The sequence below is a fragment of the Selenomonas sp. FC4001 genome (genome assembly GCF_000701565.1).
GTDB lineage: Bacteria > Bacillota > Negativicutes > Selenomonadales > Selenomonadaceae > Selenomonas_A > Selenomonas_A ruminantium_B.
This window is the reverse complement of the sequence record NZ_KL370793.1, coordinates 212,972-226,527: the sequence shown is the minus strand read 5'-3', so window position 1 is coordinate 226,527 and position 13,556 is coordinate 212,972. Positions and strand designations below refer to the sequence as shown.

Annotated in this window: 17 protein-coding genes; all 17 read left to right on the top strand. The window is 41.3% G+C overall.

Going from position 1 to position 13,556, the window contains the following annotated elements; genetic code table 11:
* Positions 1–184: 184 nt before the first annotated feature.
* The 17 genes from T320_RS10765 to T320_RS10690 all read left to right on the top strand — a co-directional run bounded on the left by T320_RS10765 (position 185) and on the right by T320_RS10690 (position 13,542).
* Positions 185–445 (top strand): hypothetical protein, encoded by a 261-nt coding sequence (locus tag T320_RS10765; RefSeq protein WP_156032820.1) that lies wholly within the window; start codon positions 185–187, stop codon positions 443–445.
* A gap of 22 nt (positions 446–467) precedes the next feature.
* A complete protein-coding gene (locus T320_RS10760; protein ID WP_037355659.1) occupies positions 468–1,325 on the top strand; it encodes an HNH endonuclease in 858 nt (285 codons plus the stop codon).
* 11 nt (positions 1,326–1,336) lie between these two features.
* Positions 1,337–2,377, top strand: a complete 1,041-nt coding sequence (locus tag T320_RS10755; protein ID WP_051608729.1) for a helix-turn-helix transcriptional regulator — start codon at positions 1,337–1,339, stop codon at positions 2,375–2,377.
* Positions 2,346–3,317, top strand: coding sequence for a hypothetical protein (locus T320_RS10750; protein ID WP_037355657.1), 972 nt, complete (start codon positions 2,346–2,348; stop codon positions 3,315–3,317). Before T320_RS10755 ends, T320_RS10750 begins: the two co-directional genes overlap by 32 nt.
* 275 nt (positions 3,318–3,592) lie before the next feature.
* The gene (locus T320_RS10745) at positions 3,593–4,417 is read left to right on the top strand and encodes a DnaB-like helicase C-terminal domain-containing protein (protein ID WP_051608728.1); all 825 of its coding nucleotides are present in this window, start codon (positions 3,593–3,595) and stop codon (positions 4,415–4,417) included.
* A 56-nt stretch (positions 4,418–4,473) separates the two neighbouring features.
* A complete protein-coding gene (locus T320_RS10740) occupies positions 4,474–5,751 on the top strand; it encodes a PolC-type DNA polymerase III family protein (RefSeq protein WP_197019423.1) in 1,278 nt (425 codons plus the stop codon).
* Between the two features lie 55 nt (positions 5,752–5,806).
* Positions 5,807–6,028 carry a hypothetical protein gene (locus tag T320_RS10735; RefSeq protein WP_156032818.1) on the top strand — a complete coding sequence of 74 codons (222 nt, stop codon included), beginning with the start codon at positions 5,807–5,809 and terminating at the stop codon, positions 6,026–6,028.
* A gap of 55 nt (positions 6,029–6,083) precedes the next feature.
* A complete protein-coding gene (locus T320_RS10730) occupies positions 6,084–6,920 on the top strand; it encodes a hypothetical protein (protein ID WP_037355650.1) in 837 nt (278 codons plus the stop codon).
* 128 nt (positions 6,921–7,048) lie between these two features.
* Positions 7,049–8,188, top strand: a complete 1,140-nt coding sequence (locus T320_RS10725; RefSeq protein WP_037355648.1) for an RtcB family protein — start codon at positions 7,049–7,051, stop codon at positions 8,186–8,188.
* A 9-nt stretch (positions 8,189–8,197) separates the two neighbouring features.
* Entirely contained in the window at positions 8,198–8,788 is a 591-nt protein-coding gene (gene prfH, locus T320_RS10720; RefSeq protein ID WP_037355646.1) for a peptide chain release factor H, read from the top strand.
* Positions 8,789–8,821: 33 nt separating this feature from the next.
* A complete protein-coding gene (locus tag T320_RS10715) occupies positions 8,822–9,307 on the top strand; it encodes an HD domain-containing protein (protein ID WP_197019422.1) in 486 nt (161 codons plus the stop codon).
* Positions 9,308–9,373: 66 nt separating this feature from the next.
* Positions 9,374–10,054 carry a hypothetical protein gene (locus T320_RS10710; protein WP_037355644.1) on the top strand — a complete coding sequence of 227 codons (681 nt, stop codon included), beginning with the start codon at positions 9,374–9,376 and terminating at the stop codon, positions 10,052–10,054.
* Positions 10,055–10,079: 25 nt separating this feature from the next.
* On the top strand, positions 10,080–10,259 hold the full coding sequence (locus T320_RS14990; RefSeq protein ID WP_231465891.1) for a hypothetical protein: 180 nt from the start codon (positions 10,080–10,082) through the stop codon (positions 10,257–10,259).
* A 245-nt stretch (positions 10,260–10,504) separates the two neighbouring features.
* Positions 10,505–10,654 carry a hypothetical protein gene (locus tag T320_RS14985; RefSeq protein ID WP_231465890.1) on the top strand — a complete coding sequence of 50 codons (150 nt, stop codon included), beginning with the start codon at positions 10,505–10,507 and terminating at the stop codon, positions 10,652–10,654.
* Positions 10,655–10,911: 257 nt separating this feature from the next.
* A complete protein-coding gene (gene glmM / locus T320_RS10700) occupies positions 10,912–12,261 on the top strand; it encodes a phosphoglucosamine mutase (protein ID WP_037355642.1) in 1,350 nt (449 codons plus the stop codon).
* A 1-nt stretch (position 12,262) separates the two neighbouring features.
* Positions 12,263–13,039 (top strand): sirohydrochlorin cobaltochelatase, encoded by a 777-nt coding sequence (locus T320_RS10695; RefSeq protein WP_037355640.1) that lies wholly within the window; start codon positions 12,263–12,265, stop codon positions 13,037–13,039.
* A gap of 149 nt (positions 13,040–13,188) precedes the next feature.
* Positions 13,189–13,542, top strand: coding sequence for an OadG family protein (locus T320_RS10690; RefSeq protein WP_037355638.1), 354 nt, complete (start codon positions 13,189–13,191; stop codon positions 13,540–13,542).
* Positions 13,543–13,556: the final 14 nt, after the last annotated feature.

Sequence of the window (13,556 nt, the reverse complement as noted above, 5' to 3'; positions counted from 1 at the left end):
TACGAGAAAGACAAGGCAAGGTTCGATAAGGTGACGGGGGATGGCTACATGATGGTGGTGTTTCAAGATTGGACAGGGGCTTGAAAACTTTTCCCTATGTACAAATAAATGTCAGGCACCTATGCTATACTGAGGAGGAAATATGAACGAGATAGAGAATACCAAATTGTGGAGGTGCATAGACATGTCTAGTGATGAAGTTATGGTGACGATTGATAAATTTTCCCTGATAGCACCCGATGGGAGCTTGTTTGCCTCCAAGAGGATACCGGAGCATCTTAAAGTAGTTTTCGACGATTACATGAGCAGTATTCCGAAGGATGAGCGTGTTTATCCTTGGGAAGTTATTTCAAGGGAGACAGTATTCCGACTAAAGATAACCGCAGAGACAACGCAAGCTGACTGGCGAGAGTTTTCACGTAAATGCCAGATGGTGTTGGATTAATTATGTAGAGGGGGATGGAGAAGTGAATCGAAAATATTTTTTGATACCAGCCAACTATTTAACTTTTGATTTTAAACGATTGTTAGACAGTGGTGATAACGGAAGGATTTTATGGCAATACAACTCGAACGATCCCAAAAACATGGAGGTAGGCGATGTTTGCTACCTTTACTATTCCAATCTTCCTGACAACACCAGTAGAATTATTTTGCGTGGTATTATTACGGCAATTGGTGTAAGAGATATTGCATCTGATGGAACAGAAATTACTTGTTTTGCTCTATCGCAGCTTGAGACAATCAACTGGAAGAACTCTGGCAAAAGCAAATTCACCTATAAGGTTCTGCACGATACATACGGGATAAATATTAGACCCAATAAACGTCAGCTTAAGGATGAGAGAATCGGCAAAGGGAAAACAGTCGGCGACCTGGCATTACGAGAAAAATTAGAGACTTACTACGAAAATAACCCAAGATTAAATCTTGAACAATTAAAGGAAGAACTTTGTGTTAAGCTACGATGCGCATTTGATAGCACTGATGGTGATCCAAAGGAAAGTAGAAGGCATATAACATTCGAAGCTAGAAATGGATTAAATTACTTTGAGACACATCATTTTATCCAACAACATTTATGCAAAGGAAAAGAAGATCAAGCATTATTCGATGCAATATATCATGAAAAAAATTTAATTTACTTATGCCCTACTTGTCATAAAAAAATTCACTACGGAAAAAAAGATACTGTCCGTAAGATGATAAAAACACTTTATAATCGTGAGCAGGAATTTTACGACAGTAATTTTTTGAAATTAGCTGAGGCGGAAGGTTTCCCAAATGTCTTAAATTGGCTATATAAAATATATGGTGTTGATTAGGAAGAGCAGCTATGTATGGCAACGATAGGAAGAAACTTCTCATACTTATGATATTGAGGGTGTTGAAAAAACATTCCGATGCGAATCATCATCTTACCCAACAAGAGATAATGCGACTTTTGAAAACAGAATACGGGGTTATGTGTGACCGAAGGTCGATAAAGTCTAATGTTCTTGACCTTATCGATTTTGGCTACGATATAAATATGGATGACGGCTATTATTTTGCCAGTCGGGAGTTTGACGATGCCGAACTGAGAATGCTCATTGACAGCGTGTTGTCCTCTAAGAACATTTCTCAATCCCAAGGCAAGCGGCTTATTGATAAGCTGAAAAAGCAGTCCAACATATATTTTGAAGCCAAGGTGTCTCATGTGCGGTCTTTGCCGGAAATATCACGTATGGGCAATAGGCAGCTCATGATTGTGATTGATGTGCTGAATGATGCTATTGACGCAGGAAAGAAAGTATCGTTTGTGTACAATTCTTATGGCACTGATTTTAAATTACATCCCCGACAGGAAATGCCATATATTGTCAGCCCGTATCAAATGGTGGCTAACAATGGCAGATATTACCTGCTCGGTAACAGCGACAAGTATCCTGACATTACTCACTACAGAATTGATCGCATCACAAACATAAAAATGACAGATATTCCCGTCAAGCCAATCAAAGAAATTAGGGGCGTGGAAAAAGGATTTAATCTGCCGCGCCACTTGGCAGAGCATACGTATATGTTCTGCGGTGAGAGCGTACCTGTTAAACTCCGTACAAACGAGGGAATGATGAACGATCTTATTGATTGGTTTGGCAAAGATTTTTACATAGTCCAGCGAGACAAGGAAACGAAAACCATTGTTGTTGCACTGAGGTGTAACTATAACGCCATGTTTTACTGGTCTCTTCAGTACGGAGCATATGTGGAAGTGTTATCGCCGCCGGAACTTAGAAAAGAACTGGCAGATACAATTCGCTTGATGAATGAGAGATACAATGGGCCGTTGGGAGGAAATGAAAATGAAGCTGAAGGAAATTCACAAAATAATTGAACCTAAAATCGGTGAAGAGCGGAATGAAAAGGTACTCCGTCAAATTGCACCTGTCGATGAAGGATTCATTTATCCTTTTGTCCGCGACATACTAAATATCAGCCGAACGCTCAATCCAATTCAAAATATTGATTCTGTGTTGGAGAGCCACACGGGGGATGATGTATTCGCCTCTAACAATCAGAAATGTAATACTTGGCCTTTTGGTAATCCTACGTCCGAAGTGTATCCACGTTTTTTGGCAATATGCCGTGGGAATGTGACGCTCAATAAAGCATTTTCGATGATGTCTAAGCAGAGCAGGATGATAGCTCAAAACTACCGCCACACGCGTCACAAAGAAAAAACAGTCATTCTCCTGACGGATAAGTGGGATATTAAGACCTTTAAAAAATACGAAAAAGAGTATTTGAGTTATGCCATGCATGACGGCATATGGTATATTTTTCTCTTGGTTACAGAGTATGGTTATACGCAAATTCCTTTTTTGCCTAATGACAGGGAAATACTGCAGGGATTTGAGAATGAAAAAGTTGAGGACGATGTGACGTTTGAAGAAATGATAGACCGATTGCAGGGGCAACCTATAGAATACAATGTCACGAAAGGAACTTGGAAGGCTAATAATAGTTTCCCATATTGTTTTTGTTTTTGGGCTGATTTATATGGCTGGCATAAAGAAAGTGATGAAGGTATCTGTGAAGGGAAAGTTCCTTATAACGCATTGTGTAAATTTCTCGGAGATGCACTTTGGATTTCCGAAACTTCCACCAACGCAGTCATATCAAATATTAGCGCATCGGATGCTCCTGTTTCCACGTTACGTATATTCGGGATAACCGTAACATGGGATGTGCTTGATAATTGTGAGGAACGTATTATAGCTTTGCAAAAATCCCTCGGAAAATTTGTCGATGCTTGCGAGAAATGGAAAAGGTAACAAGGCGGAGAAATTTAGTATGTCAATGGCAATAGCAACTTGATTATATTTGGCCGACATCCCGTATCAATTGTGCTGCACCCCTCGCCCTAGGTGGAACTAGTATAATACCCCCAGAGGGGTTAAATGCACCCCTATTTGAAATGCGATGCATTGCTGAGTATACTGATCTCACGAAGAAAAAATTATTCATTTCGTTAGAACCGAATATTAAAGAATTTATCTGGTCATGTGTTATAAAGACAAGTTTTAAGGAAGTAAGGTGGTGTGTAGTAATGGCAGAAAATCGTACACATTTAGACTCTACATTTGAGAACATCAATAGTCTTTGCGAGTCAAAAGATTATATTACAGGACCTTCTATCGGCTTTAATACCCTTGATTACATGATAGATGGCCTGCAACCTTCAGAATTGGTGCTTGTAGTTGCCTGTACTTCCATCGATAGAATAGCATTTGCTTTGAACATGGCCAGCTTCATTGGTCAGCAAAATCAAGGGGCAGTAGCATACTTCACTTTAGAAATGAGCAAGAAACAGCTTGTTCAGCATATGCTATGCTTTGAAAGTAGGATTGATGTCGAAAAGTTTCTCCAAGGAGACCTTGACGATGATGAGTGGACGAGACTATATGAAGCCAGCGAACGTTTGAGTGAAGCTCCTATATACATAGACGATACCAATGACTTTAAGCTTATGGAGATGTGCTCCAAGGTTCGAAAAATAAAAAAAGAGCAAAAGCTTTCTACCATCTTCATTGACTATCCACAATTGATGCCGGGAGAAGTTTCAAAAAACAGCGATAAACATAAGCAGAAAATCTCAAAGATTTCCCGGACATTGAAAGAACTAGCTAGAGAAGTCAATGTTCCAATCGTCTTAATGACTCAGCTTCCACATTCCTTAAATATCCGTCAAGATAAGCGCCTCGTGCTCTCGGACATACGTGAATTTGGCTCGTTGGAGCATGATGCGGATATGGTCATGTTTCTTTACAGTGATGGTTGCTGTGATAGGGGGACAGAAATCAATAATATCATGGAAGTTATCATTGCCAAACATCGTAATGGCTTATTAGATACAGTCAAATTACACTGCTAGAAGGAATACACTGAGGTCAAAGATATGATTAAAGAATGATAATAGGGATACTGATAATGTGTATAGAAGAATCATTAGGTAATAAAAATGTTTTTCAGCAGCTATACAATATTTGTATGCAAGCAGCACAAGAAGAATACGGAACACCAATTTCTAGTTTTGTATTGAATCGTGTAAAATATGAGTTGAAATGTATTAAAAAGATTGATTACGCTAGTTATTATTTGAGAACAATAAAATTAGTTGATAAAGCACGTTCATTGGGATACAAGTATGGAGCTGTCGGAACAGAGAGTGCTTCGTTGGTAGCATATTTTTGTAAAATTACTAATATAAATCCCTTGCCACCACATTATTATTGCTCATCATGCCACTTAATGGTTAATCCAGATGAACAAATTAAGAGGTACTGGACTGTTGCATACGATTTGCCTGATAAAATTTGTGAGAAATGTGGTAAACAAATGATAAAATCGGGTTTCAATATTCCGTTTGAATCATTTTGGGGAATTGATGGCGAAAAAAATAAATATGCATATTTCAGCTTTGTGTTTGCGGATTATCTAAGGGATGTAATAATGAATGATTATCAGAATTACAATCATGGTATAAATATCGTGGAATCTATTGGAAATGAAGATGGCGTTTTAAGTGATTTACTGGTTGAAGATACTCATATCAAACAACGAGTCTATGTGAATAAATATTTATCCATATTACATGACTTAGAAGAATTAACAGGGGTAAATATGGATGATATTTCATATTGTGATAGTCAAATAATAGAGTTGTTTGATTCCAAAAAATTACAAAATGAAGAATGCTTGCCTTTATTATTTAATGTTTCATCATGGCAGATCCTATCTAGGTATACACTAAATAAATTCTCAGATTTATTAAGTGCGTGGGCTTTGATATGTGATACTTCACCATGGATGACAAGGAAGAATAAGAAGTGCTTTTCTATGCCTTGTGAATCAATCAATGAATTGATTGGTATTAGGGAAAACGTCATGTTATACCTGCTGGAGCACAATATCAGTTTTGAGCATGCTTACTATATAATGGAGGATGTTAGAAGAGGAAAAGGTCTCAATGCTTATTTAGTAAAAGCTCTATATGATGCTGATATACCAGATTGTTACATCGAATCATGGGATAAGTATCGTTATATGCGTCCGAAAGCAAGTGTTATTACGGATGTAAAAATTGCATGGTGTATGGCTTATTATAAAAGGTATTATCCGGATAGCTTTTATGTAGTTTTAGAAAAACATCATCTAATTGGGGATAAAGTAAATAAACGTGGTAAAAAGATACATTATAATACTTGATTAGAAATGAGTTATGCTATGAATAAGCGAGGCGAATAATATGATTTATTGCAGAATGGTAAACGATGAAATCCATGTGGAATCTATTGTTTGTGGGAATGATGACGGCTTTGTGGATAGTGAACAGCATACAGAGTTTTCAGAGGAGGATACAGCAAAGATTTTATCTATGATGTCTTTTGAGGAATTTGATGATTTCTGTAAGGAAGAAATGTCATTAGGGTTGAATGAATTCATAAAAAAATTTGATTTACATCTTCGTCGTTTTACGATATAACACTATTTCACCATGAGGAAGGTGAAAATAAAATTCCTAAAAAGGAGAGGAATATATGGATATTCTATCTTTTATCAATTCCAAGGACATCCGGGAATATTTACAGCTCATAAATTATCAGTGTGATTCTATGCAAGCGGCATGGCTGGTTTATCATAGTGCAAATAAGACAATGGATGAGAAGCATGCTGCTTATCGTTGGATTATTGAAAATATGCCGGATTGTCCTATGCCGAAACGACGTTTTGCCATCAATAGGGACAGCCTTCATGCCTTCCTGCAGGAACATATGAACTTTTGCGAGACGCACAGGATTAAAATTGAAAAAGATCCGTGTCTTGAAAATCTAAGTGACTATGAAGAGGATTTGTACTGTTTAGCTTTTGAAAGTCGCTGGTTTTGTTTCCCCACGCCCTTTAAGAAGGGGGATTTAGTTTATCGTTATTATGAGAATCCTCATAAGCACAGATGCTGTGGTGGTGTATTTGTGCTTGAAGGAATCACAAATACTGAGGAAGATATTAAGAGATGTGCTCACGGTGATGAATCGGATATGAACGCCTATGGCTGGTATCAAGATCCGGACGGCACAGTATATAACGAAGTAATGCATAATTACATGGACTTGGTAAAATTTGAAGGGGAGTTGTACGGACAGGAAAGGCTCTTAATCGCTATAAGTAACTTTGTGCAGGGGAAAATTAGTTTTGAATTATTGTTGCAGTCTCAAAGGACATTGATGATGCGTGATTACGGAGAGACTTGGATGCCGAATTGGTATACTGATGAAGGAATGGAACTTGCAGGTCTTACTAATATGCCAAAGATGACGAAAAAGCAGAAAAGGGCTAATCGTATTCGAAGAAAGAAGGAGTCTCGATATTATGGTTAACTATTTTGAAGCTTAACTTGAAAATAGCAATGAATAAGGAGCATTATTCCTATCATTATAAAACTATTTAATTTGGCGAATTAACAAAATATCCATGACCTCTGAATGATTATGATGAAAGGATTTTTATGAAAATAATATCTGTACAGGGCAAATACGCCGAGGCCATAGTTTATACTACTGACAATGAAAATACCAGCTTGGACGATTATGCCAAAGCACAACTTCAACTTCTAGTGGATAATGAAGCTGCCGCAGGGAGTAAAATTCGTGTCATGCCGGATGTTCATCCAGGAAAGGTATGTACTATTGGCCTCACCATGACAGTTGGCGATAGGTTATTGCCAGAGGTGGTGGGTATTGACATTGGATGTGGGCTGACTGTGGCAAAGCTAAAGAAGTTCCGACCTGAATATCAAAGGCTTGATAAAGTAATAGCTGAAAACGTTCCGGCAGGCAGCTGCATACGCACCAAAGTTCACCATATGGCAGAAACATTTGATTTTGCAAGACTTTCCGCTGATAAGCATATCAACAAGGTAAGAGCCGTGCGTAGCCTTGGTACTTTAGGCGGCGGAAATCATATGATTGAGATTGATGTGGATGATGATAAAAACGTCTATGTCACAATCCACTCTGGCAGCCGCCACTTGGGAAAAGAAATCACAGAGTATTACCTTTCAGAAGGACAGAAGGCACTCAAAGCCAGAGGAGTGGCAGTTCCCTATGAGTTGACATGGCTTGAAGGCGAGGTCATGAATGCTTACCTTCATGACCTCGCCATTGTTCAGGAATATGCGGCTTTGAACCGACAAATTATGATTGATGAGATTTGCAAAGCCATGAAATGGAAGGTAGATGATATTTTCTCCTGTCAGCATAACTATGTAGATTTTCGCCCGGAGAAGCCTATTTTGAGGAAAGGAGCCATTTCGGCCAGAAAAGAAGAAACTGTGATTATCCCCATCAACATGAAAGAAGGGGTCATTATCGGTGTGGGGAAGGGGAATGATGATTGGAATCAATCTGCTCCTCATGGTGCCGGACGGATTATGAAGCGTATTGATGTAGCCAACAATTACACAGTTTCTGACTTCAAACGGGCAATGAAGGGAATTTACTCGCCAAGCATATCCAAGGATACTCTGGATGAAGCTCCCTTTGCCTACCGTGGCATGGAAGAAATAAAGGAAGCAATCCGTGATACCGTAAAAATAACAAAAGTTCTGCGTCCAGTCTACAATTTTAAGGCTGGACGAGATGATTGAGGACAGGCTATGCGATTACAAATTAGTTCCGGACAAGGTCCGGCAGAGTGTGAACGAGCTGTCACGTTCTTTTTCGAAGAAGTGAGAAAGGAATTTTCGGATGTGACAATACTGTCAAGTGTCAAGGGACATAATCGGGATTGTCTTTGTTCAGTTATTCTGGAGACGTCGCATGATGCTTCATCCTTAGCGGGAACTATTGCTTGGATTTGCCAAAGCCCTTTTCGCCCCCACTATAAACGGAAGAACTGGTACATTGATGTAAGCATATTACCCAATGAGGAAGAAGTATCTGACAGTGCTGAGTACAAAATCGAATATTTCCATTGCGGCGGCAAGGGCGGCCAAAATGTAAACAAGGTAGAAACAGGTGTCCGAATCACTCACAGTTCCACAGGCATAGTGGTGGCGGCTACTGAGGAAAGGACACAGCAGGCTAATCGAAGGATTGCCATTAGAAAATTGGAAGGTCTGCTGGAAAAACAGCGAGCAAAAGCTGGAGTCAAGGCAAAAAGCGATGCTCGTCATGAACATTACGAACTGGTGCGTGGGAATCCTGTTCGTGTCTACGAGGGGCTAGATTTTCAAAGAAAAAAGTGACTAGGATAATACCATAAAATGGGAGAAGTACCAATGGAGGATAAATTGATGGATAGTAGTGATATTATCGATTTTTCTAGTATGGCTGGACGGGTAGGTGCAGCTTATAAGATTGCTGCTGAAGCACATAAAGACCAAAAAGATAAGGCAGGAGTAGACTACATTCTTCATCCTGTGACGGTGGCTTCCAATGTAGGGGATGATGAGTCGGCGAGAATTGTAGCGTTGTTGCATGACGTAGTAGAAGATACAAACGTTACTTTAGAAGCCTTACAGGAGCTTCTGACACCCGAAGAATTATCGGCTCTAAAGCTCTTAACCCATAATGATGGAGTGCCATATTTGGATTATATCCGTCTGATTAGTGAAAATGCGTTGGCCACTAAGGTTAAGCTGGCTGACCTTAAAAACAATATGGATTTATCAAGACTTCCTGTAGTTACGGAGAAAGATTTGAAACGATTGGAGAAATATAAGACAGCTTTTTCTTTTTTGAAAAAGAGACAGTTTGACTATTAATGGTGGTTATGTTTTTTCATACAATGATTCAATCTTATACTTTTATTTACTATAGGGAGGATTATTATGAGCAACCCATCAAATATGAGAGCGGAAAAAGGAAGTAAATACTGGATGCAAGAAATCGTTAATACTAAGTTTTTAAGGAAAGAATTGGAGAATAAACTCGGAGTAAAATCATTAGAATGGATATCTCCTTTGGAAAATGAATCATATGATGAATATAAACTTACAGAAGAAAAGTTAAAGAAAAAAATTCCATCGCTTAAAGATGTGGATTTTTCATTTTGGCCTAAGAATGGCCCAGAATGGGATGCTATTGCGCTATCCGAAGATGGAAGTGAGTTATATCTTTTTGAAGCGAAATCATATGAAAAAGAAATGTTGTCTAACATGAGAGCAACATCTGATGAAAGCATTGAGAAGATAAGGAAAAGCATGAGAAAGGTGTGTGAGGATGTTTATAAAAATAAGTATGATTCATCGCTATGGGAAAAAGAATATTATCAAATAGGTAATAGACTTACCTTTTTGTATAACATGAATCATGAAATGCACTTTGATAAAATAATAAAAGTGAAACTGGTTTTACTGAATGTTGTGTTTGACATAACGCACGATAAAACTAAACGTACGCAGTTGGATGCGTGGAAAAAGCATTATGGAGATGTATTCGAAAAAATGACAGGTAGCAGGATAATTCCAGAAGATGTTACTATGGTTTATTTCTACTGTGGGTTCTGCTGATGTAAAATGATAAGGAGAGTAGCAAATGGAATTGATGGAACATTGTAATACGTTAAAAGCTAAAGTTATCAATCGCAAGGAGCATTTTGCAGAATTAATGAAGTTCATAGAAAATGAAACAGAGTATCTTACAACGCCGGCTTCTACGAGATATCATCTTTGCCGTGAGCGTGGCCTTTTGGAGCATAGTGCAAACGTGACGTAGAACCTGCTGAAAATCAAGGCAGTGCTTGCTCCGGAAATAAGCGATGAAAGCTGTGTTATTGTGGCGTTGCGTAATGATTTAGGCAAGGCATGTATGCCAGGGAAGCCACAGTATATCAAGAATGAGCCCAGCCCGAAGCAAAAGGCTTATGGCTATCCCGCAACTACGCTATATCGCTTCAAAAAAGACCTGTTATACTGAGTGTTCCTATTCGCGGGCTTTATTTGGCAACTAGTCGATTCCCATTGACAGAGGATGAGGTGCAGGCCATTGTCTACCATGACGGGAAGTATGTAGAAGATAACCGCAGCGTGGCGGCCGGGGAGGGGAAACTGCAGTATGCTGATAAATGGAGTGGCTTTATTCGAAACTGCAGAATGAAATATTCATCATAGTTTTACTTTCCTAATATGATAACGGAGACGTAGACGCTGAATGGCAGGTACAAAAATCATTTGAAAGTCTGAAATATGTTAAAACGTCATAATACAAATAATTGGGGACTGTTTTCTCCTTCCTTTGGTGCAAGTGGGAGAGAAGGCCCCGTTTTTTATTGCATGTGGCGTGGATTTTCTGAAAAAAATATGATAATATAAATAACATGTGTAAATTCAGCGATAAAAATCGCTATTATTAGGGGGATTTTCTAATTATGGCAAGATTATTTGGTACAGATGGTGTACGCGGCGAGGCTAATGTCAGCCTGACGCCGGAGCTGGCTTACCGCCTGGGCCGGGCAGCTACGATTTACTTTGGTCGTGACAGCGAGGAACAGCCGCTGATTCTCATCGGCCGTGACACGCGTCTGTCCGGTGAAATGTTTGAAGCAGCCCTGACGGCTGGTATCTGCTCTGCGGGCGGCCGCGCTATGCTGGCTGGTGTAATTCCGACGCCGGCTATAGCATACCTTGCTCGCCGTCATAAGGCTAAGGCTGGTATCGTGATTTCTGCTTCCCACAATCCCTTCCATGACAACGGGATTAAGTTCTTCGGCGGTGACGGCTACAAACTGCCGGATGCTGTAGAAGATGAGCTCGAAGAAATCGTGCATCAGCTCGAAAATGACGACAATCTGGCTCGTCCGACGGGCGAGAAAATCGGTCATATCGAGTACCGCACAGACCTCTTGAATCAGTATATTGAGTTTGTCATCAGCACCTGCTCGGAACGTTTTGACGGCATGAAGATTGTACTCGATTGCTCCAATGGTGCAGCCTATGAAGTAATGCCTAAGGTTCTGCGTGAACTGGGTGCCAAGGTCAAGGTTATCCATGCTTTGCCCAACGGTGTGAACATCAACGACAACTGCGGTTCCACGCATATGGAATCCCTGCAGAAGGCTGTTGTGGAAAACAATGCAGACTTTGGTATCGCCCATGATGGTGATGCTGACCGTTGCCTCTGCGTGGATGAAAAGGGCCAGATTATCGACGGCGACCACATTCTCGTAATGTGCGCACAGGATATGATCAAGAAGGGCACCCTGCCGCATAAGACGGTTGTTTCCACGGTTATGGCCAACATCGGTTTTCACAAGGCCATCAAGGAAGCTGGCGGCCGCGTAGAAGTTACGCAGGTTGGTGACCGTTATGTTCTCGAAAACATGCTCAAGAGCGGTTACAAAATCGGAGGCGAGCAGTCCGGTCATATCATTTTCACGGACTACAGCACCACGGGTGACGGTCCCATCACGGCTTTGCAGGTTCTGTCTTCCCTGAAGCGCAGCGGCCGCAAGGCTTCCGAGCTGACGGCTCTTATGACGACTTATCCGCAGCTTCTGGTTAACGTGCGCGTAGCTACGAAGGAAGGCTGGGAGAAGAACGAAGCCATCTCTGCTGCCATTGCCAAGGGTGAAGCTGAACTGGGGAGCGAAGGCCGTATTCTCGTGCGTCCGTCCGGTACGGAGCCCCTTATCCGTGTAATGGCAGAGGGCCCGGACCAGGCACAGCTCGACAGAATCTGCAACGAGATTGCCGATGTTGTCAAAAAAGAGCAGGGCTGATATGAAAAAAGCCATTTTATTTGCCAGCTTTGGCGTGATTAATGAGCAGGCGCGCAAAAATTGTATTGATGCTGCCGCTCGGCAGATAGAGGCGGCCTATCCGGAGTTTACGCTCCGGCAGGCCTATACCTCTGTGTTTATCCGCAAAAAACTCGCGGAACAGGGTGTGCATGTGGATTCCCTGACCGAAGCACTGGATAGGTTGCTCGCGGATGGTTTTGCCGAAGTCGTCATTCAGCCGGGGTATCTTACAGCCGGTGAAGAATATGAGAAGAAGGTTTTGCAGGTTGTAGAACCTTATCGGCAGAAGTTTGACCGGCTGGTGATTTCCCGTCCTTTGATGGAGCGTCCTGCTGATGGTGCCGACATGCTGGCCGTATTGCAGGAAATTTTCCCGTTGGAAGCCGGTGAGGATTTGGTGCTTGTGGGGCATGGTTCCCCGCATCAGCATAATCCGGCTTATGAAAATCTGCAGGCTGATGCCGATAAGGCAGGTTTTCCAATTCATATCGGCGTGATTGAGCCGACGGACACGCCGGACTTTGCGGCGGTGCTGGCAAGGCTGCAGGACAAGGGTGCAAAAGAACTGCTTCTTGCTCCTTTGCTTCTTTCCGGCGGTGCCCATGTCAATGAGGATATTGCAGGTTCTGAGCCAGAATCCTGGCTTAATCGTCTGCAGGCCGCCGGTTTTTCCGTGCGGGTGAGCCTGAAAGGTTTGGGCGAATATCCGGCTTTTCAGAAGTTATATGTCAAGCGTCTGCAGGAGTGGGATTTTTAAGGCGGCGTTTGCATAACTTTCTGCTATGAATAATATTCACATAAAGGGTATTTCTATTTTTATAAATATGAGTTATAATAACCTAGTGTAAGTGTCTATATTAGGTGAGAATAGGCAAGGGATGCCTAAAAAATGAATGAGGTGAGTGTATGTCACAACCAGTAACAACCAATCCGCTGATTATTATGCTGATCAACATGACCGTTGTGTTCTTGGTGTTGATGGCTTTGGGTGTGGTGATTAATATTATTCACTATATTGACCCCACGAAGCCGAAGGCTGCACCGCAGGAAGAAACACCTGCGGCACCAGCTCCTGTAGCTGAACCTGAGCCAGTAGCGGCTGCACCTGTGGAAGAGGGGATTTCTCCTGAGGTGGTTGCTGTTATTGCCGCTGCCGTAGCCAGCATGGGTTATGGCGCCGACAGCGTCCGGGCCATTCGTCCTCTGGAGCGCAACAACTGGAAAAATTCCGGCCGTCAGGCAATTCAGAGCCGAGGTTAAAGCAGGGGAGGAGG

Coding starts and splice junctions, on each gene's coding strand:
- T320_RS10765 (WP_156032820.1), top strand. CDS start 185: ATGTCTAGTGATGAAGTTATGGTGACGATTGATAAATTTTCCCTGATA.
- T320_RS10755 (WP_051608729.1), top strand. CDS start 1,337: ATGTATGGCAACGATAGGAAGAAACTTCTCATACTTATGATATTGAGG.
- T320_RS10750 (WP_037355657.1), top strand. CDS start 2,346: ATGAAGCTGAAGGAAATTCACAAAATAATTGAACCTAAAATCGGTGAA.
- T320_RS10745 (WP_051608728.1), top strand. CDS start 3,593: ATGGCAGAAAATCGTACACATTTAGACTCTACATTTGAGAACATCAAT.
- T320_RS10740 (WP_197019423.1), top strand. CDS start 4,474: ATGTGTATAGAAGAATCATTAGGTAATAAAAATGTTTTTCAGCAGCTA.
- T320_RS10735 (WP_156032818.1), top strand. CDS start 5,807: ATGGTAAACGATGAAATCCATGTGGAATCTATTGTTTGTGGGAATGAT.
- T320_RS10730 (WP_037355650.1), top strand. CDS start 6,084: ATGGATATTCTATCTTTTATCAATTCCAAGGACATCCGGGAATATTTA.
- T320_RS10725 (WP_037355648.1), top strand. CDS start 7,049: ATGAAAATAATATCTGTACAGGGCAAATACGCCGAGGCCATAGTTTAT.
- prfH (WP_037355646.1), top strand. CDS start 8,198: ATGCGATTACAAATTAGTTCCGGACAAGGTCCGGCAGAGTGTGAACGA.
- T320_RS10715 (WP_197019422.1), top strand. CDS start 8,822: ATGGAGGATAAATTGATGGATAGTAGTGATATTATCGATTTTTCTAGT.
- T320_RS10710 (WP_037355644.1), top strand. CDS start 9,374: ATGAGCAACCCATCAAATATGAGAGCGGAAAAAGGAAGTAAATACTGG.
- T320_RS14990 (WP_231465891.1), top strand. CDS start 10,080: ATGGAATTGATGGAACATTGTAATACGTTAAAAGCTAAAGTTATCAAT.
- glmM (WP_037355642.1), top strand. CDS start 10,912: ATGGCAAGATTATTTGGTACAGATGGTGTACGCGGCGAGGCTAATGTC.
- T320_RS10695 (WP_037355640.1), top strand. CDS start 12,263: ATGAAAAAAGCCATTTTATTTGCCAGCTTTGGCGTGATTAATGAGCAG.
- T320_RS10690 (WP_037355638.1), top strand. CDS start 13,189: ATGTCACAACCAGTAACAACCAATCCGCTGATTATTATGCTGATCAAC.